Source organism: Allostreptomyces psammosilenae (assembly GCF_013407765.1).
In the GTDB taxonomy this organism is placed as follows: domain Bacteria; phylum Actinomycetota; class Actinomycetes; order Streptomycetales; family Streptomycetaceae; genus Allostreptomyces; species Allostreptomyces psammosilenae.
Window position 1 is genome coordinate 3,762,501 of sequence record NZ_JACBZD010000001.1, and the last position, 21,659, is coordinate 3,784,159.

Consider the following 21,659-nt stretch of genomic DNA (forward strand, 5'->3'; position numbering starts at 1 on the left):
TGACGCAGGAAGGTAGTCCAGCCCGGGCGGTGGTTGTCCCGGGGTAAGGGTGTAGGGCGCCAGGTAGGCAAATCCGCCTGGCATGTGCTTGAGACCTGATGCCGAGCCTTTGTGGCGAAGTGGATGATCCTATGCTGTCGAGAAAAGCCTCTAGCGAGTGTTGGAGCGGCCCGTACCCTAAACCGACTCAGGTGGTCAGGTAGAGAATACCGAGGCGTTCGGGTGAACCATGGTTAAGGAACTCGGCAAAATGCCCCCGTAACTTCGGGAGAAGGGGGGCCGCTGCTGGTGAAGGGACTTGCTCCTGGAGCTGGTGGTGGCCGCAGAGACCAGCGAGAAGCGACTGTTTACTAAAAACACAGGTCCGTGCGAAGCCGTAAGGCGATGTATACGGACTGACGCCTGCCCGGTGCTGGAACGTTAAGGGGACCGGTTAGTCGGCCTTCGGGTTGGCGAAGCTGAGAACTTAAGCGCCAGTAAACGGCGGTGGTAACTATAACCATCCTAAGGTAGCGAAATTCCTTGTCGGGTAAGTTCCGACCTGCACGAATGGCGTAACGACTTCTCGACTGTCTCAACCATGGGCCCGGTGAAATTGCATTACGAGTAAAGATGCTCGTTTCGCGCAGCAGGACGGAAAGACCCCGGGACCTTTACTATAGCTTGATATTGGTGTTCGGTTCGGCTTGTGTAGGATAGGTGGGAGCCGGTGAAGTCGCGTCGCTAGGCGTGGTGGAGGCGTTGTTGAAATACCACTCTGGTCGTGCTGGATGTCTAACCTGGGTCCGTGATCCGGATCAGGGACAGTGTCTGGTGGGTAGTTTAACTGGGGCGGTTGCCTCCTAAAGGGTAACGGAGGCGCCCAAAGGTTCCCTCAGCCTGGTTGGCAATCAGGTGTTGAGTGTAAGTGCACAAGGGAGCTTGACTGTGAGACTGACGGGTCGAGCAGGTGCGAAAGCAGGGACTAGTGATCCGGCGGTGGCTTGTGGAAGCGCCGTCGCTCAACGGATAAAAGGTACCCCGGGGATAACAGGCTGATCTTCCCCAAGAGTCCATATCGACGGGATGGTTTGGCACCTCGATGTCGGCTCGTCGCATCCTGGGGCTGGAGTTGGTCCCAAGGGTTGGGCTGTTCGCCCATTAAAGCGGTACGCGAGCTGGGTTTAGAACGTCGTGAGACAGTTCGGTCCCTATCCGCTGTGCGCGTAGGAGTCTTGAGAAGGGCTGTCCCTAGTACGAGAGGACCGGGACGGACGAACCTCTGGTGTGCCAGTTGTTCTGCCAAGGGCATGGCTGGTTGGCTACGTTCGGGAGGGATAACCGCTGAAAGCATCTAAGCGGGAAGCTTGCTTCGAGATGAGGACTCCCACCCACGTGATGGGTTAAGGCTCCCGGTAGACGACCGGGTTGATAGGCCGGGTGTGGAAGCACTGTGAGGTGTGGAGCTGACCGGTACTAATAGGCCGAGGGCTTGTCCATAGGTGCTACGCGTCCACTGTGTGGTTCTGGAACAATGACCAGGACCAGTGTTAATTGAAGATTGTTGCTGGTTGCCTTGTGTTCCCAAGGTTTCCGGTGGTCATAGCGTGAGGGAAACGCCCGGTTACATTCCGAACCCGGAAGCTAAGCCTTACAGCGCCGATGGTACTGCATGCGGGAGTGTGTGGGAGAGTAGGACGCCGCCGGAATATTTGTGAAGGGGTGTGGCCCCGGCCGAGTTCAATTCGGTCGGGGCCACACCCCTTTTTCGCGTTCCCGTGTTGACTGCTATGGGGCGCCGGCGGGTCCACCGTGGGATCTCCTGCTACCCCACGGGGTGGGTGCGCCGGGGGCGGGCTGGGGGAGCGAGGCCCCTTGGAGCGGTCGACCAGGCAGCCGCGCGGGCGGCCAGTGAGGAGGGCGGCCCGGCGTTCCTGGGCGGCCAGGCAAAGCGTTCCTCTCGTAGGCCGCGGGCGCCCCTCAAGCAGCCCTCTCGAAAGGCGGGGGGCGGGGGGGGAAGCCGTTCAGAGGCGGCCAGCAGCCTTCAGGGCGAGGTAGGTGTCGGCCAGGGCGGGCGGCAGTTCCTCGGGAGAGCGGTCGACCACGGTGACTCCGCAGCGGCCCAGCATCGCCTCCACGCGGCGGCGCTCGGCGCGGGTGCGTTCGGCAGCCGCCGCCTCGTAGATGTCGTGCAGGGTGCCGCGGGCCGCGGCCATCTCGTCCACCCTGGGGTCGCTGACGGCGGCCACGACGACCTCGTGCCGCGAGGTGAGGGCGGGCAGGACCGGAAGGAGGCCCTCCTCCACCGGCGCCGTCTCCAGCCCCGTGAGGAGGACGACGAGGGAACGGCGGCGGGCCCTGCGGCGGATGGCGGCGACCATGGACCGCGGGTCGGACTCGACGAGCTCCGGCTCCAGGCCGGCGAGCGCCTCCACCATGGCGGGGAGCGCGGTGGCGGCGTTGCCGCTCTGCACGGAGGCGCGGGTGCGCCGGTCGTGCGCGAGCAGGTCCACCCGGTCCCCGGCCCTGGTGGCGAGCGCGGCGAGCAGCAGGGCGGCGTCCATGGCGGCGTCGAGCCGGGGAGCGTCGCCCACCCGGCCGGCGCTGACGCGTCCGGTGTCGAGGACTATCAGCACGTGCCGGTCCCGCTCCGGCCGCCAGGTCCGCACCGCGACCGTGCGGCCGCGGGCCGTGGCCCGCCAGTCGATGGATCGCACGTCGTCGCCGGGGACGTACTCGCGCAGCGAGTCGAACTCGGTGCCCTGCCCGCGCAGCATGACGGACGCCCGCCCGTCCAGGTCGCGCAGCCGGGCCAGCCGGGACGGCAGGTGCTTGCGGCTGGTGAAGGGCGGGGTGACCCGCACGCTCCACGGCACCACGTGGGAGCCCTGACGCGCCGCGAGGCCCAGCGGGCCGACGGACCGGACGGTGACCCGGTGGGCGCGCCGGTCGCCCCGCCGGATGGGCTGGAGGCGGGTGGTGACGCGGCGTCGCTCCTGCCCGGGCACCTCGATGGTGTGCCGGGAGACGCTGGGCGGGGTGCCCTCCGGCCACGAGCTGGGCGGCCAGGCGTCGCGCAGCTCGCCGCGGAGGGTACGACCCGAGGGGTTGGAGATGAGCAGCGAGACGTCGGCCGTCTCGCCGAGCCGCACCTGGGTGGCGCCCGCGCGCTGCAGGCGCAGCCCGCGTACCGGCGCGGCGAGCAGCAGGTCGACCAGCACGCCCAGCACCACGACCCCGGCCATCACCAGCACCCCGGTCAGGCTGGGCAGCAGCAGGCCCACGACCAGGCTGCCGAGCAGCGCGAGGAGGACGGTACGTCCGGTCAGGGCCATGGTGCGATCCCGTCGACGGTGGGGCGGGCAGGAGATGAGGGGGAACGTGGGGAGCGCCGGCCGGCGCGGTCGGTCAGATCGGCGCGGGGACCTGGGCGAGCACGTGCTCGATGACGGCGTCGCCGGTCGCGCCCTCCATCTCCGCCTCGGGGCGCAGCTGGATGCGGTGCCGCAGCGTCGACATGGCCAGCGCCTTGACGTCGTCGGGGGTGACGTAGTCCCGGCCGGTGAGCCAGGCCCAGGCGCGGGAGGTGGCGAGAAGCGCGGTGGCGCCGCGCGGCGAGACGCCGAGGGCGACGGCCGGCGAGTTCCGGGTGGCCCGGCACAGGTCGACGATGTAGGCGAGCACCGCGGGGGCGACCTGCACGCGTTCGACGGCGCGGCGTGCGGCGGCGATGTCCGCGGGGCCGGCGACGGCGGTGACGCCGGCCGCGGCGAGGTTGCGCGGGTCGAAGCCGGTGGCGTGCCGGTGCAGCACGTTCACCTCGTCGTCGCGGGAGGGCAGCGGCAGGATCAGCTTGAGCAGGAAGCGGTCGAGCTGGGCCTCGGGCAGCGGGTAGGTGCCCTCGAACTCCACCGGGTTCTGGGTGGCGGCGACGATGAACGGGTCCGGCAGCGGGCGGGCGACGCCGTTCACCGAGACCTGGCGCTCCTCCATGGCCTCCAGCAGTGAGGCCTGGGTCTTCGGCGGCGTGCGGTTGATCTCGTCGGCGAGCAGCAGGTTCGTGAAGACGGGGCCCTCCTGGTAGGAGAACTCCGAGGAGCGGGCGTCGTAGACCAGGGAGCCGGTGACGTCGCCGGGCATGAGGTCGGGGGTGAACTGGATGCGCTTACTGTCGATGCTCAGGGCGGCGGCGAGGGAGCGCACCAGCAGTGTCTTGGCGACGCCGGGCACGCCCTCCAGCAGGACGTGGCCGCGGCAGAGCAGCGCGACGACGAGTCCGGTGACGGCGGGGTCCTGGCCGACGACGGCCTTGGCCACCTCGGCGCGGACCGCGCCGAGCGCCTGGCGGGCCCGCTCGGCGGCCTCGGCCTGCTCGTCCGCGTCGCGCTTGCCGAGTTCGACGCCGGCCGGTCCGGCCGGTCCCGTGCCGGCCGTGCCGGCGGCGGGGGAGGGCGCGGCGGAGAAGTCGGTGGTGGGCTGCTCGGTCGGCCGGGGCGGCTGCTGGCCGGCGGGGTTCTGGCCGGGGGCGTTCTGGCCGCCGGGCCAGTGGCCCGAGTGGCCGGAGTGGCCGGAGGGCTGGCCGCCGGTCGGCGCGGGGCCTTCGGGGTGGGCGGCGCGCAGCTGCATCGTGCCGTGCTCCGGCGGTGCGGGGGGTGCCGCGGGCATGGCCGGCACCGGCCGGGCGTCCTGTGGGCTGGGCGCGCTGCCGTGGCCGGGATCGCCGTTGTGGCCGGGGTGGCCGTGCTGGGCGGAGCCGGTGCCGTTCGGGTCGGTCACGAGCTGCGTACCTCTCTCACGAGTGCGTCGAGTTCATCTGCCAGGCGGACCAGCGCCTTGGGATCGGTGGGCGGGGGCCCGAAGAGCAGGTCGTGCACCTGCCCGGGGTGGCGCCCGGTGGTGCGTCCGCTGACCGCGGGGACGACGACGGTGGGGTCGTCCGCCTGTGTGCCGCCGATGCGCAGCATCGGGGCGAGCCGGTGCCGGGCCGAGCGCCGCAGCGCGTCGGCGGCGCGGTCGCCGGCGTGGGCCCGTTCGTAGAGGCGGGCGCGGCCCTCGGTGGCCTCGGCGGCGCGGACCACCGCCGGGAGTTGTTCGGTGACGACGGGACCGAGGCGGCGGGCCCGCCACAGGGCGAGCAGTAGCACGGCCACGCCGAGCTGGACCAGGCCCCAGCGCCAGCCGGCCGGCAGCAGGGAGAAGAAGCCCTCCTGGCCCTGGCCGCCGGTGTACTCGGTCAGTTCGCTGAGCTGCGGCATGTACCAGACGACCCGGTCGCCGCCGCCGAGCACGTTGAGGGCGAGGGCCGCGTTGCCGGCTTCGTCGAGGGCGTCGTTGGTGAGCGGGGCGGAGCTGCCGAGGACGACGAGGTCGCCCTCCGGGGCGTCGCCGGGGGCGCGCGGCGGGGTGGGGGCGGCGGCGAGCACGGTGCCGTCGCCGGCCGTCTCGGCGCTGGCCTGGGGCAGGCCCGGTGCGCTGTCGGCGTCGGTGGGCACGCGCAGCAGCCAGGAGGCGTCCGCCCCGCCCAGCGGGTAGCAGGCATCGGCGCCGTCGGCGGTGGTCGTGTAGCCGTAGCCGCCGGCGGAGAGCGCGCCGGCGGAGCGCGCCGCGGTCAGCTCGCACTCCGGCTGGAGGTCCTGGGTGTCGTGGTAGTCGAAGCCCGCGCTGATCTCGTCGGTGAAGACGGGCAGCGAGTAGTCGTCCGGCTCCAGCAGCACCAGCCGCCCGGTGGTGCCGGCGCCGGCCTGGCGCAGCAGCTCGGCCTGCTCGGGGAAGACCAGGAAGGGGTCGGCGACGACGAGCGTGCTGCCGGGCCGCAGCGCGTCGGCGGCGTCGATGGCCGACTCGGCCACCTCGACGGTGACTCCGCGGTCGCGCAGCAGTTCGGCCAGGGCCATGGTGCCCTCGGGCGCGGGGGAGCGGGGGTCCAGGGGGGCGCGGTCGCTGTCCTGGAGCAGGGCGCCGCCGACCGCGACCAGCACGATGCCGGCGACCAGCAGCAGCGGCACCCGGAAGCGCCGCCACAGGTCGGTGCCGGAGGGGTCGGTGGAGGTGCGGGCGCGGCGGCCGTCGCCGTTGCCGGAGGGCGCCGTGGTGGAGGGCGTCGGCGCGGGGGCGGTGGGCCCGGTCGCGCCGGTGACGGTGGGGGCGGGTGTGGTCACTGGGGCCCCCGGGTGGTGAGTGTGCCGGCGCCGCCGGGCGCTGCGGGCACTGCGGCGGAAGGGACGGCCCAGCCGGCCGGGGCGGTGCCGGCCGCGGCGGCCATCGGCCGGGCGGCGGCGATCTGGTCGTCGAGGGCGCGCATGGTGGCGTAGTTCTCCGCGGTGGCGGTGCGGCCGCCGTAGCGCACGCCGTCGAAGATCCGGGCGGCCTCGGCGAGCGCGTCGGCGGCCTGCGGGAGCTGGGCGGCGGCGTCCCGGGCGATCTCGGTGGCGGTGCGGCCGGGGCGGTCGTCCAGCAGCGCCCGTTCGTGCAGGGCGCGGGCGATGGCCCGCATGCGTTCGCCGACGGCCTCCGGCCAGGCGCCGGCGGCCGCGTGGCGCTCGGCGGCGGCGCGGTGCTCGGCCGCGCTGCGGGCCACCCCGCCGAGCAGCGGCTGGGCGCTGCGCGGCTGGGCGCGCATCCGGCCCAGGCGCAGGCGCAGCGCGACGATGGCGAGCAGGGCGATCACCAGGAGGGTGACGACGCCGACCCAGCCGCCGGGGGCGGCGGAGGCGGTGGCGTCGAGCAGTTCGGCGACCCGCTCCCAGAACCACTCCCAGGCCTGCTCGATCGGGCCGGGGCGGGCGTCCTGGTAGACGGCCCGGGACAGCTCGTCCCGGGCGGCCTCGCGGGCGGTCTCCCCGTCGATGTCCAGCGGGGGGGCGCTGGGGCCGGGCGATGCCGCGCCCGGTGCCAGCGTGACGAGTGAGGTCCACGTGGCCGGAGGCGCGAGCGGGGCCGTCGATACCAGCACCGGCGTCAGCCTGCCCAGGTGGGGCCGTGTCCGGGGCCGGGCGTGCCGGGGCCGGCCGGCGGCTGCGGGCCCTCGTGCAGCGGCACGCCGGCGGTGCGGGCCAGCTCCAGGTCGAGCGCCTCGCGCCGGATGCGCTGGTCGACGTAGAGCAGCACGGTGACGCCGGCGATGATCGGCATGGTGATGGCGGTGGCCAGTGCGGTCGCCGCCTGCTGCAGGGCCATGAAGGCGAAGGACGCCGGATCCAGCATGATCGTCCCCACCAGGCTGGGTATCACGGCGATGAGCTCGGCGACGATCCCGGCCAGCACGTAGCTGAGCAGGAAGATGCCGAACAGCCGCCACCAGGAGCGGCGGGTCAGCCGCCAGCTGCGGGACAGCGCCCGGCCCACGCCCTGCTTCTCCAGCATCAGCGCGGGGACCGCCAGCAGCAGTTTGACGTACAGCCAGACGCTGACGGCGACGGTACCGAGGCCGAACACCAGGGCGGTGATCACCGTGAGGGCCACCGGGGCGTCGGCGGCGGCCAGCGCCACCGGGATGCCGATGGTGGGCAGCATGCCGACCAGGAACGCGCCGTAGGTGATCAGTGAGGTCAGCAGGGTGAGGCCGAGCAGCCGGAACACCTGCGGGGCGGCGTCGCGCCAGGCCTCGCCGATGGTGGTGTCGCGGCCGAGCACCGCCCGGCTGATCACCACGGTGAGCAGGCCGCTGGCGATCGCGGTGGCGATCAGCGAGACCGCCACGGCCACCAGCGCGCCGGCGGTGGCACCGCCCAGCATGCCCATGACCTCGTCGAGGTCCTCCGTCTGCGTGGGGTCCTGCGTGCTCAGCGCCAGGAAGTCGCGCAGGCCGAACCACATGACTGCCAACTGCAGGCCGGCGGAGAGCACCGAGACCACGAAGGAGATGCCGAGGACGGTGCGCCAGTGCCGGCGCATCGCGGTGATGGTGCCGTCGAGGATCTCGCCGACGCCGAGCGGGCGCAGCGGGATGATGCCCGGCTTGGGGCTGGGCGGGGTGGGGGCCGCCCCCCAACCGCCGCCGGGCGCGCCGCCCTGCTGCCACGCGGCCGGGTTCCAGCCCGTGGTGTTCCAGCCGCCCGGGCCCGCGGCGGGGCCTCCCGGCGCGGGGTCTCCCGGTGCCGGGCCCCAGCCGCTCGGCGGGGGCTGCTGGCCGGACCACTGTCCGCTGGTGGCGGCACCGGGGCCGCCCGGGGGGGTGCCGGGCGCGTGACCGGGTCCCTCGGATGGTGCGCGGTCGGCGGGCGGGCCGGCGCCGGGCGCGCCGGGGTTCGTCGGCGGCCGCTCGCCGGGGCCGCCGCCTGGTGAGGCCCAGCCCGGGGTGTCGGTCATCGCTGCTCCTTGCCGGGGACGGCCTGCTGGCACGGCGTTCCGTCCCCCCATTGTCGCGCCCCGCCGCCGGAGGTGTCGGGGCGGCCCCGGCGGCTGCGCCGGGCCGCCCGGCCGTCGCGCGTCCCGCCCGTCCGCTCCGCGAACCGCTCGATCTCCGCGACCCCCAACTCCCTCTCCCCTGCCCATCCTCCCCGTCGCGCCGCCGTCCTCGCCCCGCGGGGCGGGAGCCGGACCGGGCACGGTCGGCGGCGGTGCGGGCGGCCGGGGAGCGGCGGGGGCCCGTGGGCGTCAGGCCCCGTGGCGGTTGCGCCGTCACCGGTGTCGTCGTGCGTGGTACGTCCTGCGGGCCCATCGTGCCATGCCCCGATCTCGCGTGTGGATAACGATAGGAGGGGAGAGTCCGCGAGGCGGCTCCCGGGATGGCGGCGCCTAATGAGACGATGAAGCTATGAAGGGACGCGTCCTTATCGTCGATGACGACACAGCGCTGGCGGAGATGCTGGGCATCGTGCTGCGCGGGGAGGGGTTCGAGCCGTCGTTCGTCGCGGACGGTGACAAGGCTCTGGCCGCCTTCCGGGAGAGCAAGCCGGATCTGGTGCTGCTCGACCTGATGCTGCCCGGACGGGACGGCATCGATGTGTGCCGGCAGATCCGGGCGGAGTCCGGCGTGCCGATCGTCATGCTCACCGCGAAGAGCGACACGGTCGACGTGGTGGTCGGACTGGAGTCCGGCGCGGACGACTACGTGGTCAAGCCGTTCAAGCCGAAGGAGCTGGTGGCCCGGGTGCGGGCGCGGCTGCGGCGGGCCGAGGAGCCGACGCCGGAGCAGCTCACCATCGGGGACCTGGTGATCGACGTCGCCGGGCACGCGGTCAAGCGCGACGGCCGGCAGATCCCGCTGACCCCGCTGGAGTTCGACCTGCTGGTGGCGCTGGCCCGCAAGCCGTGGCAGGTGTTCACCCGCGAGGTGCTGCTGGAGCAGGTGTGGGGGTACCGGCACGCGGCGGACACCCGTCTGGTGAACGTGCACGTGCAGCGGCTGCGGTCGAAGATCGAACGCGACCCGGAGCACCCGGAGATCGTGGTGACCGTCCGTGGAGTCGGTTACAAGGCCGGGGCCAGCTGATCAGGTGTCGCACGGTGTGATCGGGCGGTCGGGGGCGGGGCGTCCGGTGCGGACGGCCGGCCGGCCGGTGCGGGCCGGGGGCCTGGCCGGGCTGGTGCGTCGTGCCCGGCGCCCGTTCCGCTTCCTGGCGGCGATGTGGCGGCGTTCCATCCAGCTGCGGGTGGTCGCCACCACGATGCTGCTGTCGGTGGGCGTGGTCCTGGTGCTGGGCGTGGTGGTCATCGGGCAGGTGCGCAACGGCCTGCTCGACGCCAAGGAGAAGTCCGCGCGGATCCAGGCCGAGGGCGGCTTCCAGGCCGCCAAGGACCAGGCCGACGCGGCGCTGGGCCCGCAGCAGGAGGTCGGCGCGGCCCCGGCGCAGGACACCGGCACCTGGCTGACCCAGCTGGTGGACCAGCTCGCCAGCGGCGGGCAGGGCCTGTACGCGGTGGTCACGATGAGCCCGCCGCAGCACGAGGAACTGCCGCAGCCGGAGGACGCCGGCACGCGCGGGCCGCGCGCCTCCGGGCAGGTGCTGCCGCAGGAGAGCATCCCGGTCGACATCCGGGAGGCGCTCGACAGCGACGGCGACATCCACCAGCAGTACACGACCATCCACCGCGACCAGGGGGCGGAGCGGCTGGAGGAGCCGGGGCTGGTCGTCGGCAAGCGCATGGTCGACCCCAACGGCGACGAGTACCAGCTGTACTTCCTCTTCGGGTTCGCCGCGGAGGAGAACACGCTGTCGCTGGTGCGCACCACCGTGATGACGGCCGGCGTGTTCATCGTGGTGTTCCTGGGCGCGATCGCCTGGGTGGTGGTGCGGCAGGTCGTCACCCCGGTGCGGCTGGCCGCGCGGGTCGCCGAGCGTCTCGCCGACGGCAAGCTCGATGAGCGCATGCGGGTCTCCGGCGAGGACGACTTCGCCCGGCTCGGCTCGTCGTTCAACGAGATGGCGGGCAACCTGCAGCAGCACATCCGGCGGCTGGAGGAGCTGTCCCGGCTGCAGCGCCGGTTCGTCTCCGACGTCTCGCACGAGCTGCGCACCCCGCTCACCACGGTGCGGATGGCCGCCGACCTGCTCTACGAGAACCGCGACGAGTTCGACCCGGCGACGTCGCGGTCGGCGGAGCTGCTGCAGGAGCAGTTGGAGCGCTTCGAGTCGCTGCTGTCGGACCTGCTGGAGATCAGCCGGTTCGACGCGGGGGCCGCCGTGCTGGACGCGGAGCCCGTCGACCTGCGCGACGTGGTCAAGCGGGTGGTGGAGTCTGCCGAGCCGCTGGCGCTGCGCAAGGGCAGCGCGCTGGTGGTGCGGGGCGCGGAGCGCCCGGTGATGGCCGAGGCCGACCCGCGGCGGATCGAGCGCATCCTGCGCAACCTGGTGGTCAACGCCGTCGAGCACGGCGAGGGCCGGGACGTGGTGGTGCGGCTGGCCGCCTCGCGGGAGGCGGTGGCCGTGGCGGTGCGGGACTACGGCGTCGGGCTCAAGCCGGGTGAGGCGTCCCGGGTGTTCAACCGGTTCTGGCGGGCCGATCCGGCGCGGGCGCGGACGACCGGCGGCACCGGGCTGGGCCTGTCGATCTCGCTGGAGGACGCGCACCTGCACGGCGGCTGGCTGCAGGCGTGGGGGGAGCCGGGCGGCGGTTCGCAGTTCCGGCTGACGCTGCCGAGGACGCAGGGGCAGGAGATCGAGGTGTCGCCGGTTCCGCTGGAGCCGGAGGACTCGCTGGGCAACCGCGGGATGCGGGCGCCCGGCACGCCGTACCGGTGGACCGGGGTGGCCTCCGGGGCCACCGGGGCCTCCGGGGCCACCGGTATCTCCGGGAACGGTGGCACTTCCGGGAACGGTGGGGCTTCCGGGACGGGCGGGGGCTCCCCGTCCCCCGGCTCGGGTGGCCCGGCGGCTTCGGGCTCTGCGGGTTCCCCGGGATCCTGGGGACCGCCGGGGGCTTCCGGAGCGTCGGCCGTGACCCGACCGGGATCCTCCGGCGGCCCCGCGGCCACGCCGGACCAGGAGGAGAACACCGACGGCCCGGACACCGGCTCCGGACCCACCGCGGGCTCCACCGGCGCCGGTTGCCCCGGGGACTTCCCGGCGTCCGGGCCGACCGGGGACGACCCGGGCGCGGCCGGGGACGGCGGCGGCACGGTGGCCCGCTCCGTGCGCGCGACCTCCCCCACCGGCCTGGTCACCACCGGCATGGGCCAGGGCGCCCCCGGAGCCATCCGGGTCCACGTGCCGTCCGTCGGAACCGCCACCGCGGACACCCGGCCGGACGGCCCGACGCCCACCCGGGCGGACATCGACGAGACCGGTCGGACGTGGCTGGGCGGAACGGACGGAGGAGACCACAGTGCCCGGTGAGCGCGCGGGCGCGCCGCGACGGCGCCGGAGTGCCGCCCGCCCGGCACGGCACCGGACGCTCGCGGCCCTGCTCGGCCTGGTCCTGCTGCTGAGCGGCTGCGCCATGATGCCCGAACAGGGCGGCGTCTCCACGGTCGACGACGGGGACAGCACCGACCAGGAGGCCCAGGTGCGGGTCTTCGGGGTGCCGCCGGAGGAGGGCGAGAGCCCCCGGCAGCTCACCGTCGGCTTCCTGGAGGCCATCACCGCCGACGAGGTCGAGTACGAGACCGCCCGGCTCTACCTGAGCGCCCAGGCCCGGGACAACTGGGATCCCGAGGCGTCCGTGGTGGTGCTCTCGGAGAGCCCCAAGGTGGCCACCACGGAGCCGTCCGAGGACCGCTACGAGGTGACGCTGACCGGCACCCGGGTGGCGACCCTCGACCGCAAGCACGCCTACACGCCCTCCACCGAGCCGGAGGGCACCAACTGGGAGTCACGGTTGGTGTTCGTCAAGGACCCGCAGCAGGACGGGGAATGGCGGATCGACGAACTGCCGGACGCCCTGGTGCTGAACCAGACGGACTTCGCGCGCATCTACCGGTCGGTCAACCTGTACTTCTTCGCCGAGCCGGACGTGGGCGCGGAGCGGGTCAGCGGCGACCAGCACCTCCTGGTGCCGGACCCGGTCTTCCTGCGGCGCCGGATCGAGCCGGAGAGCAGCATGGTGAAGGCGCTGGTCGAGTCGGGGCCCACGGACTGGCTGGCCCCGGTCGCGGAGAGCGCGTTCCCGGAGGGCAGCACCGTCGTCGGCGACGTCGCGATGCCCGACGACGAACCCGGCGCGGTCACCGTGGTGGTCGGCGGCGGCGCGGCCGACGCCGACGCGGGGGCGTGCACCCGGATGGCCGCCCAGATCCTGTTCACCCTGAGCAAGCAGGCGGCGGGACACCGCATCGAGGAGGTGCGCCTGCAGACGCCCGACGGCGACCAGGGGGAGACCCGGCCGCTGTGCCGGCTGGACACCGGCGACGCCGCCGAGTACGACCCGGCACGGGCCGCGGGCACCGGCGAGGACGCCTACTACGTGGACGACGAGGGCCTGGTGCAGCGCCTCGGCGGCAACCAGCGCACCGCCGGCCCGCTGGACGGGGTGCTCGGCGACGGGGTGCTGTCGGTCGGGACCGTCGCGGTCAGCCGGGACACCCGGCGCACCGCCGTGGTCAGCCAGGACGGCCGGGAACTGTGGGTGGTGGACACCGACGGCGTGGTGCTGCCCAAGGAACCGGCGCTGCGTTCCTCCGCCCCCGCCGCCGACCAGGGGTTCGCGACGCCGAGCTGGGACGCCGACGGCAACCTGTGGGTCGTCGACCGGGACCCGGCCGATCCGCGGGTGATGGTGCTGCTGGACGGGCGCGTCCCGGTGCGGGTCGACGTGGCCGGGGTGGTGGCGCAGGGACCGGAGGGCGACGCACGGGTGCTGGACGCGCGGGTCGCCGCGGACGGCGTGCGGCTGGCGCTGCTGGTGCAGCGCGGCGACCGGACCAGCGTGGAGCTGGGGCGGGTGGAACGTTCGATGACCACCGAGGAGACGGTGGTGCGGGTGGCGCGGCTGCGGCCGGTGGCGCCGCACCTGACCGTGACGTCGTCGGTCTCCTGGGCGGGGGAGAGCCGGCTGCTGGTGATGGGCAAGGAGGAGGGCGGAGTCACCCAGCTGAGCTACGTCGACACCGACGGCTCATGGGACTTCGCGGTGCAGCTGCCCACCTTCGACGGCCTGGCCGGGGCCGCCGCCTCGCAGAACGAGAACCTGCCGCTGCTCGCCTACTCGGTGGCGACGGCCGAGGAACCCAGCCGGGTGTACCGGCTGAACGAGGGGGCGTGGCGGCAGGTGAACCCGCCCGGCTCGTCGCCGGTCTATCCGGGCTGAACCGCCCGGTCCCGCCCCCCCGACGGTGGCTGGCATGAACATGGACGGAGTTATCCACAGGCTGCGAAAGGGGCTGTCGCGCGACTGGTCCGCCCCGCCATCCTGAACTCACCGGGTGACGCTCGGTGAGTGAAGGAGGCAGGAGATGTCCTTGTACGCGGTGGTGGAACAGCTTCGTGGTCTGGCGCTCGCGCCCGTGTCCCCGTCGGCGGTGACCGCGTGGCGCGCGGGCGCGGCCGACGCAGGCCCGCCCGGTGTGGCCCTCGGCCCGCCGGCGCCGCTCGGGGGTGCGTCCGGCCGCCCGTCCGGCGGTTGGTCGAGCATCCGGGAGGCGGCGGGCGACCACTCCCTCCGGGCGGTGACCGGCGTGCGCGAGTGGATCGAGCGCCGAACCCGGCGGGTGGGGGGCTGCCTCGCCGGCCTCTGGCTCCCCGCCTCCTGTCACGGGTGCGGCGGGCGGGACGGCCCGGTCTGCGTGGAGTGCCAGGGCCTGCTGTGCCGGCCGCCCCTCCGCGTCGTCCTGGAGACCGCCGGTGCCGGGGGACACGACTCGCCGGAGCCCGCCCACGCCGCTCCGGCACCGCACCCGGCCGGGCCCCGGTGGCTCCCGGTGTACGGCGCGGGCGAGTACACCGGCCCGCTGCGCCAGATGCTGCTCGCCCACAAGGAGCGGGGCGCGCTGGGGCTGTGCGCGGTGCTGGGCGAGGCCGTGGCCGGCTGCGTGGTCGCGGCGGCCGAGGGCGGCACCTCGCCGGGCCTGCCGGGTTCGCGGGGCGCGCCGGCTTCACGTGGACCGGGGGTGTCTTCCGGCCGCGCCGGGCCGCACACCGAAGCGGACACGCTGCTGCTGGTGCCGGTTCCCTCCGCCCGAGCCGCCGTGCGCGCCCGCGGCCACGATCCGGTGCGCAGGATGACCGCGCGGGCGGCCGCCGTCGCCGCCCGGTTCCGGCGTGACTGCGGTCCACCGGCTTCACCGGGCGCGGTGAACGGCCCGGCGCGCGTCCGGGTGCGCGTCGCGCCCGTGCTGCGGCAGGTGCGGCCGATGGCGGACCAGTCCGGGCTGACCGCCGAGGAGCGCTGGGCCAATGCCCGGGGCGCGTTCGCGGTGGCGCCGCGTGCGCGTCGGCGGCTGGCCGGGGCGCCGGTCGTGCTGGTGGACGACGTGGCGACGACCGGCGCGAGTCTGATCGAGGCGGCGCGGGCGGTGGCGGCCGCGGGCGGTCTGCCGGTGGCCGGCGCGGTGCTCGCGATGTCGGGCCGGTTGGCCCGCGCCGGCGGTGCCGCTTCGCCGGACCGGTAGACCGGGCCGACAGACCGGGCCGACAGGCATGGAACGCGGCCGGGCACCCGAGGGCCCATGACCGAAACGGTCCGCAGTGGCAATCGGGTGATGTCGGGTCGATCGTTTCCGGTCAACCCGGTTCAGCGTCGCGAAGCTGGATAGGTACCCGATAACGGTGAGCGATGGGCGAACGGGAGGCGAACGATCCGGTTTCGGTGGGTTGTCAATGGCCGAAAAGACCGACATGCTCGCTTCCCACCCCTTAGCGAGGAATCGCACTTCAGGGTAGGTTTGAGGCGATTCCTGGAACTCTTCGGAGGGCATGAGGAGGTGAACGGCAGGGAGCGCCGATCGTTCCGGCTCGACAGCTGAGGGTCCTGCGGATCCACCGGGCGCGAGCAAACGGCAGACGGGCGCTTCCTCCCCGCAAGCAGGCCGGGCAACTGTTCGGGGCCACCGGCCCCCGGCAGGCAAGAGAACGGAGTTCTGCGTGGACATCGTCGTCAAGGGTCGTAAGACCGACGTGCCGGACCGATTCCGCAAGCACGTGGCGGAGAAGCTCGAACGGGTCCAGAAGCTCGACGGCAAGGTGATCAGCCTGGACGTCGAGGTGTCCAAGGAACGCAACCCACGCCAGGCCGAGCGCAGCGACCGGGTCGAGATCACGCTGCGCACCCGTGGCCCGGTGATCCGGGCCGAGGCAGCCGCCACCGACCCGTACGCGGCACTCGACATCGCCACCGGCAAGCTGGAAGCACGGCTGCGCAAGGTGGCGGACCGCAAGAAGGTCCATCGTGGTGGCAGCCGATCGCCGCAGAGCGTCGCGCAGGCCACGGCGCCGCTCGCGACCGAGCTGACCCGCACACCGGAGGAGCCCGAGGAGATCCCGACCACCCGGGTCGGGCGCCTGGAGATCCAGGGAGAGGGTCCCCTGGTGGTGCGGGAGAAGACCCACGCCGCCGCGCCGATGGCCCTCGACCAGGCCCTGTACGAGATGGAACTGGTGGGGCACGACTTCTACCTCTTCATCGACGCCGACACGCAGTTGCCGAGCGTCGTGTACCGCCGGCACGGCTACGACTACGGCGTCATCCATCTCAAGGCCGACGGCGGCGCGCACGGCGAGCCCATGGGCGCCGGCGGTGCCATCGGCAACGGCGACCAGGAGTAGCCGGTCGCACGGCGTCGCCCGCGGCGTCGATCGGCGCTCGTCGCTCCACGGCCGGGCGTCGGCGTTGTCCAGGGCCGCTCGGGGTCTCGTGGGCGAGCATGCCGCTCGCGGGACCCCGGTGTGACCCGGTCCCGGCCAGGCGCGATCCGTGCGACGCCCGGCACCGCTCTTCGTTCGCGGCGTGTCGCCATGGGATCATGACCGGACCGGCAGCCTGCGCTGTCGTTCGGTCGGACAGGTGCCCGAGGGGGAGACCGGATGGGTGACGGTTGGGCGGCAGCCTCCGTGGACGGTGGGAGCGAGGAGCACTCCGAGGCCGGGAACGCGGAGCCGATCAGGGTGCTGGTCGTCGACGATCACGCTCTGTTCCGGCGGGGTCTGGAGATCGTACTGGCGCAGGAGGAGGGCATCACCGTCGTCGGGGAGGCCGCGGACGGCGCCGAGGCGGTGGAGAAGGCCGCGGACCTGCTGCCGGACATCATCCTGATGGACGTCCGGATGCCCCGGCGCAGCGGGATCGAGGCGTGCACGGCCATCAAGGAGGTCGTCCCCAGCGCGAAGATCGTGATGCTGACCATAAGTGACGAGGAGGCCGATCTCTACGAGGCCATCAAGGCGGGGGCCACTGGCTACCTGCTGAAGGAGATCTCGACGGACGAGGTCGCCTCCGCGATCCGCGCGGTCGCTGACGGGCAGTCGCAGATCAGTCCTTCGATGGCGTCGAAGCTGCTCACCGAGTTCAAGTCGATGATCCAGCGCACGGACGACCGTCGCCTGGTCCCGGCGCCGAAGCTGACCGACCGCGAGATAGAGGTCCTGAAGCTGGTGGCGACCGGGATGAACAACCGGGAGATCGCCCGGGAGCTGTTCATCAGCGAGAACACGGTGAAGAACCACGTGCGCAACATCCTGGAGAAGTTGCAGCTGCACTCCCGGATGGAGGCCGTGGTGTACGCGATGCGGGAGAAAATCCTGGAGATCGGCTGATCACCCGTCGCCCCTGGGTCGCACGTCACGAGCGGTGTCGTGCGCGCCGTCCCGTCGGTCGGTATGGCGGTGCCCGAGGCGGGCCCCGTGACGAGACGGGTCTGGGGGCGGAGGACCGTGGGGTGTGGGCCGGCTGGGGGGAACTCGGGGCGCCCGGCGGGTGGGGCGCGAGCCGGTTCGTGTGGCCGGCCGGAGCGGTGAGAGCCGAGGGCTGCGCAAGTGAGGCCCGGTGGGGGCGTCACCGTGGTGGTCGAGGTGGGTGGCGGGGCGTGGGCGTGGGCGTGGGCCAAGTGTGTGTGGGGGAGGGCTGAATGGGGGCCGGGTGTGGCCCTGGGCATGTGGGGGTGTGGGGGCGAAGTGCGACAAGGGCCCAGGCGGCCGGGGCCCGGGCGGATGAGGGCGGGCCGCGCGTGGGGTGAGGGGCCGTGGGAGGGGTGCGGGCGGGGTAGGACGGGCCCCAGGTGGGGCTCGGGTGGATGAGGACGGGCCGCAGGTGGGTGAGGGCCGGAGCGCGGGGTACAGCGCGGGGTCTGGTTTGGGGATGCGTGTGTGCGGGCCGTGGGGCCGGGCTAGGGATGCGTGCGGGCCGGGGGGCCGTGGGGCCGGGCTGGGGATATGTGCGTGCGGGCGTGGGGATTCGGAGGGCTGGGCGCGGGGTAGGGCGCGGGGCCGGGTCATAGGGCGTTGGGTGGGAGTGGGTGGGAGGCCCGGGAGCGGGGAGGGCGGAGAGGGGCAAGGGGCTAGGGGCGAGGGAGGGAGGGAGGGGCAAGGGGCTAGGGGCGAGGGAGGGAGGGAGGGGGAGGGGAGGGGGCGGGTAGAGCGGAGGTAAAGCCGGGTTTGCCTGCTCTTTATAAAGTTGCATGCACCAACCAAGTTGCTTTATGGTTGCTGCATTCAACTAAAAGATCCCCAAGGAGGACCGAAGGAGTGGACCCGTGTCGAACCCCGCAGCAGTGACCGATCCCCGGGTGGAGGCCACGCCGCAGCCGCAGGCAGGCGCCATGACGCACCGGCAGATCCTGGAGGCGCTCTCCGGCCTGCTGCTCGGCATGTTCGTCGCGATCCTGTCGTCCACCGTCGTGTCGAACGCCCTGCCGACGATCCTCGCCGAGCTGCACGGCGGCCAGTCGGCCTACACCTGGGTGATCACCGCCACCCTGCTGGCCACCACCGCCACCACCCCCATCTGGGGCAAGCTCGCCGACCTCACCAGCAAGAAGCTGCTCGTGCAGATCGCCCTGGTGATCTTCGTGGTCGGCTCCGCCCTGGCCGGCCTCTCCCAGAGCACCGGCATGCTCATCGCCTGCCGCGTCGTCCAGGGCATCGGCGTCGGCGGTCTCACCGCGCTGGCCCAGGTCATCATGGCCGCGATGATCTCCCCGCGGGAGCGCGGCCGCTACAGCGGATACCTCGGTGCCGTCTTCGCCGTCGCCACCATCGGCGGCCCGCTCATCGGCGGCGTCATCGTGGACACCTCCTGGCTCGGCTGGCGCTGGTGCTTCTACGTCGGCGTGCCCTTCGCGGTGATCGCCCTGGTCGTGCTGCAGAAGACGCTCAAGCTCCCGGTGGAGCGCCGCAAGGTCTCGATCGACTACGCCGGCGCCACGCTGATCGTCGCCACCGTCTCCCTGCTGCTGATCTGGGTGTCCCTCGCCGGCGACCAGTACCCCTGGTGGGGCTGGGAGACCGCCGCCATGCTCGGCGGCACCGTGGTGCTCGCCCTCCTCGCCGTCCTGGTCGAGACCCGGGCCCCCGAACCGATCATCCCGATGTCGCTGTTCCGGCACCGCACCGTCACCCTGGCCACCGTCGCCAGCCTGATGGTCGGCATGGCCATGTTCGGCGCCACCACCTTCCTCAGCCAGTACTTCCAGCTCGCCAAGGGCTACAGCCCCACCGAGTCCGGGCTGATGACCATCCCGATGATCGCCGGGCTGTTCCTCTCCTCCACCATCGCCGGTCGGCTGATCACCCGGTACGGCCGCTGGAAGATCTACCTGATCCTCGGCGGCGCCCTGCTCACCGCCGGCATGCTGCTGATGGGCGGCGCCCGCGCCGACACCGAGTACTGGCAGCTCGCCCTCTTCATGCTGCTGATCGGCCTGGGCATCGGCATGAGCATGCAGAACCTGGTCCTGGCCGTGCAGAACACCATCCCGGCCCACGAACTCGGCGCCGGCAGCTCGGTCGTGGCCTTCTTCCGCACCATGGGCGGCGCCATCGGCGTCTCCGCCCTCGGCGCGGTCCTCGGCACCCGGGTCCAGGACTACGTCGTCGACGGCCTGGTCGAGGCCCGGATCGACCCCGCCGCGCTCCCCGCGGGAGCCGGCTCCCAGATCCCCGACCTCGACGCCCTGCCCGGCCCCCTGCGACAGGTCATCGAGGACGCCTACGGGCACGCCATCGGCGACATCTTCCTCTTCGCCGCCCCGGCCGCCTTCCTCTCCTTCCTGGTCGTGCTGTTCATCAGGGAGGTCGTGCTGCGCGGCAGCGTGGAGGACGGCGCCGACGCCCCGGCCGCCACCCCGGCCTCCGGACGGCACGCCGCCCGTGCGGCCGCTGACGCCCCGACCCCGGCGGGCGGCGGCGTGAACGGCGCCCACCGCCCCGGCCTCCCGCTCCGCCCGCTCACCGCCGAGCCGGGCGAAGGCGCCGACGACGAGGCGCCCGAGCCCCGACTGGTCACCGTCGGAGCGCCGGCGGCCTCCGACGCGGCGGGCGCCACCTCGGGCGACACGGGAACCGTCCCGGTCCCGGTCGCCAGCGCCATGGCGACGGGCCCGCGGGGCGGCGACGGCCTCCCGGGCAGCGGCGTCCACGGCACCGTGCACACCACCGACGGCACGCCCGTGCCCGGTGCCGCCCTCACCCTGATCGACGCCGGCGGACGCCAGCTCGCCCGGGGCAGCTCCGGCGCCAACGGCGACTACTCGATCACCGCCCCCGCCCCCGGCAGCTACGTCCTGATCACCGCCGCCGACGGCCACCAGCCGCAGGCCACCACCATCGTGGTCGCCGACCAGCCGCTGGAACACCAGGTGCGGCTCGTCAGCGCCGCGGAGCTGGCCGGCCGGGTCCGGCAGGCCGGCGACGGCACCCCGATCGCCGGGGCCGTGGCCGTCCTCACCGACCCGCAGGGCGAGGTGCTCGGCTCCCAGGCCACCGACGCCGACGGGGCCTTCACCTTCCGCGGCATCCCCGCCGGCGGCTTCACCCTGGCCGTGAGCGACGGCGTCCACCGCCCCACGGCCCTGCTGGTCGAGGTGGCGCCGGTCGGCCGGACCCGCGTCGACGTGGAACTCGCCCCCGGCGCCACGCTCTCCGGCACCGTGCTCGGCGGTGCCGCCGGCCGCCGGCTGGAGGATGCCCGGGTCACCCTGCTGGACGGCGCCGGCAACGTCGTCGCCGCGACCAACACCGGCCCCGACGGCGACTACGCCTTCAGCGACCTCGCCCCCGGCCAGTACACCGTGGTGGCCACCGGATACCCGCCGGCCGCGGCACAGCTCGCCGTGGACGGCGAGGGCGGGCGGCACGAGCTCGACGTGCGCCTCGCCCACCCGGAGGAGGACGGCGCCTGACCGGCACGCCCGACCCTCCCCCCGCCCGGCCGGGCGGCTCACCCGCCGCCCGGCCGGCCCCGACCACGCCCCCGGAAGGAGCCACAGACATGCCAGACGGCCTTGGCCGCCCGGCCGGCCCCGGCCCCGCCCTGGGTGCCGCCGGCCTGCGGGCCACGGTTCGCACCAAGGACGGATGGGCGGTGCCGCACGCCGCGGTCACCCTCACCGACCCCACCGGAACGCAGGTCGCCCGGCTCGACGCCGACGACGACGGCCGGGTGGCCGGCCCACCCCTGCCGCCCGGCGCCTACACGGCCATCGTCACCGCCGCCGGCTACCAGCCGCAGGCCCGCACCGTGCTGGTCGCCGCCTCCGGCGCCGCCGACCTCGGCACCCTGGTGCTCACCCGGACCGGCGGCACCGAACTGCCGCCGCCCGGGCCGTGGACCATCGACCCGGCGCACTCGGCCGTCCACGTCTCCGCCCGCCACCTCGGGCTGTCCACCATCCGGGGCCGGTTCGGGAGCTTCGCCGGACGCGTCGACATCGCCGAACCGCTGGAACGCTCCACCGTCCTGGCCGAGATCGACGCCGCCACCATCGACACCGGCAACTCCCTGCGCGACGACCACCTGCGCAGCCCGGACTTCCTGGACGTCGAGCGCCACCCGCGGATCACCTACCGGGGCACCGGCGTGACCGCGCGCGGTGCCGACGCCTGGACGGTCCACGGCGAGCTGACCCTGCACGCGGTGACCCGGCCGGTCGACCTGCGGCTGAGCTACCTCGGCACCGGGCCCGACCCGTGGGGCGGCACCCGGGCGGCGTTCTCGGCCACCACCGAGCTGCGCCGGGACGACTTCGCGATCAACTACAGCCAGCTCGTCCGGGCCGGCGTCGCGGCGGTGGGCATGTCGCTCCGGGTGGAACTGGAGATCCAGGCGGTGCGGGGCGAGGAGCTGCCGACCGGCTGAACCCCTGCTGACCCCCG

The 21,659-nt window shown here is 73.5% G+C and carries 13 protein-coding genes, 2 rRNA genes and 1 pseudogene (1 of these 16 only partly in view); 10 read left to right on the plus strand and 6 right to left on the minus strand.

All coding sequences use genetic code 11. The features are described from left to right. Window positions 1–1,479, plus strand: a 23S ribosomal RNA gene (locus tag FHU37_RS15645) (it extends 1,621 nt beyond the left edge of the window). A gap of 92 nt (window positions 1,480–1,571) precedes the next feature. Next, window positions 1,572–1,688, plus strand: a 5S ribosomal RNA gene (gene rrf / locus FHU37_RS15650). 315 nt (window positions 1,689–2,003) lie between these two features. On the opposite strand, the gene FHU37_RS15655 is transcribed toward rrf, so the two are convergent. The 6 genes and pseudogenes from FHU37_RS15655 to FHU37_RS15680 form a co-directional block, all read right to left on the minus strand. After that, entirely contained in the window at window positions 2,004–3,314 is a 1,311-nt protein-coding gene (locus tag FHU37_RS15655) for a DUF58 domain-containing protein (protein ID WP_179814792.1), read from the minus strand. A 73-nt stretch (window positions 3,315–3,387) separates the two neighbouring features. Further along, a pseudogene (locus FHU37_RS15660) lies at window positions 3,388–4,338 on the minus strand (AAA family ATPase); the annotation flags it as partial. A gap of 413 nt (window positions 4,339–4,751) precedes the next feature. Continuing rightward, complete coding sequence (locus FHU37_RS15665) at window positions 4,752–6,137, minus strand: DUF4350 domain-containing protein (protein WP_179814793.1); 1,386 nt, start codon at window positions 6,135–6,137, stop codon at window positions 4,752–4,754. Then, complete coding sequence (locus FHU37_RS15670; RefSeq protein ID WP_179814794.1) at window positions 6,134–6,931, minus strand: DUF4129 domain-containing protein; 798 nt, start codon at window positions 6,929–6,931, stop codon at window positions 6,134–6,136. The genes FHU37_RS15665 and FHU37_RS15670 overlap by 4 nt, the downstream gene beginning before the upstream one ends. A 5-nt stretch (window positions 6,932–6,936) precedes the next feature. After that, complete coding sequence (locus tag FHU37_RS15675; RefSeq protein ID WP_179814795.1) at window positions 6,937–8,286, minus strand: DUF7847 domain-containing protein; 1,350 nt, start codon at window positions 8,284–8,286, stop codon at window positions 6,937–6,939. After that, window positions 8,283–8,453, minus strand: a complete 171-nt coding sequence (locus FHU37_RS15680) for a hypothetical protein (RefSeq protein ID WP_179814796.1) — start codon at window positions 8,451–8,453, stop codon at window positions 8,283–8,285. Before FHU37_RS15680 ends, FHU37_RS15675 begins: the two co-directional genes overlap by 4 nt. Window positions 8,454–8,734: 281 nt before the next feature. Between FHU37_RS15680 and mtrA the strand changes: the two genes are divergently transcribed. The 8 genes from mtrA (at window position 8,735) to FHU37_RS15720 (ending at window position 21,642) form a co-directional block, all read left to right on the plus strand. Further along, the gene (mtrA, locus tag FHU37_RS15685) at window positions 8,735–9,412 is read left to right on the plus strand and encodes an MtrAB system response regulator MtrA (RefSeq protein WP_179814797.1); all 678 of its coding nucleotides are present in this window, start codon (window positions 8,735–8,737) and stop codon (window positions 9,410–9,412) included. Between the two features lie 16 nt (window positions 9,413–9,428). Then, complete coding sequence (gene mtrB, locus FHU37_RS15690; RefSeq protein ID WP_376773949.1) at window positions 9,429–11,756, plus strand: MtrAB system histidine kinase MtrB; 2,328 nt, start codon at window positions 9,429–9,431, stop codon at window positions 11,754–11,756. Continuing rightward, window positions 11,746–13,665 (plus strand): LpqB family beta-propeller domain-containing protein, encoded by a 1,920-nt coding sequence (locus tag FHU37_RS29340; RefSeq protein ID WP_179814798.1) that lies wholly within the window; start codon window positions 11,746–11,748, stop codon window positions 13,663–13,665. Before mtrB ends, FHU37_RS29340 begins: the two co-directional genes overlap by 11 nt. 145 nt (window positions 13,666–13,810) lie before the next feature. Next, complete coding sequence (locus FHU37_RS15700; RefSeq protein ID WP_179814799.1) at window positions 13,811–14,965, plus strand: ComF family protein; 1,155 nt, start codon at window positions 13,811–13,813, stop codon at window positions 14,963–14,965. Between the two features lie 472 nt (window positions 14,966–15,437). Beyond that, entirely contained in the window at window positions 15,438–16,118 is a 681-nt protein-coding gene (gene hpf, locus FHU37_RS15705) for a ribosome hibernation-promoting factor, HPF/YfiA family (protein ID WP_179814800.1), read from the plus strand. 258 nt (window positions 16,119–16,376) lie between these two features. Continuing rightward, entirely contained in the window at window positions 16,377–17,105 is a 729-nt protein-coding gene (locus FHU37_RS15710) for a response regulator (protein WP_179814801.1), read from the plus strand. Window positions 17,106–18,106: 1,001 nt separating this feature from the next. Then, a complete protein-coding gene (locus FHU37_RS15715) occupies window positions 18,107–20,686 on the plus strand; it encodes an MFS transporter (RefSeq protein ID WP_179816299.1) in 2,580 nt (859 codons plus the stop codon). A gap of 89 nt (window positions 20,687–20,775) precedes the next feature. Further along, entirely contained in the window at window positions 20,776–21,642 is an 867-nt protein-coding gene (locus FHU37_RS15720) for a YceI family protein (protein ID WP_179814802.1), read from the plus strand. Window positions 21,643–21,659: the final 17 nt, after the last annotated feature.

Bases quoted from the DNA above. Each gene is read 5' to 3' on its own strand.
- FHU37_RS15655 (WP_179814792.1), bottom strand. From the start codon at position 3,314: ATGGCCCTGACCGGACGTACCGTCCTCCTCGCGCTGCTCGGCAGCCTG.
- FHU37_RS15675 (WP_179814795.1), bottom strand. From the start codon at position 8,286: ATGACCGACACCCCGGGCTGGGCCTCACCAGGCGGCGGCCCCGGCGAG.
- mtrA (WP_179814797.1), top strand. From the start codon at position 8,735: ATGAAGGGACGCGTCCTTATCGTCGATGACGACACAGCGCTGGCGGAG.
- FHU37_RS15700 (WP_179814799.1), top strand. From the start codon at position 13,811: ATGTCCTTGTACGCGGTGGTGGAACAGCTTCGTGGTCTGGCGCTCGCG.
- FHU37_RS15710 (WP_179814801.1), top strand. From the start codon at position 16,377: ATGGGTGACGGTTGGGCGGCAGCCTCCGTGGACGGTGGGAGCGAGGAG.
- FHU37_RS15715 (WP_179816299.1), top strand. From the start codon at position 18,107: ATGACGCACCGGCAGATCCTGGAGGCGCTCTCCGGCCTGCTGCTCGGC.
- FHU37_RS15720 (WP_179814802.1), top strand. From the start codon at position 20,776: ATGCCAGACGGCCTTGGCCGCCCGGCCGGCCCCGGCCCCGCCCTGGGT.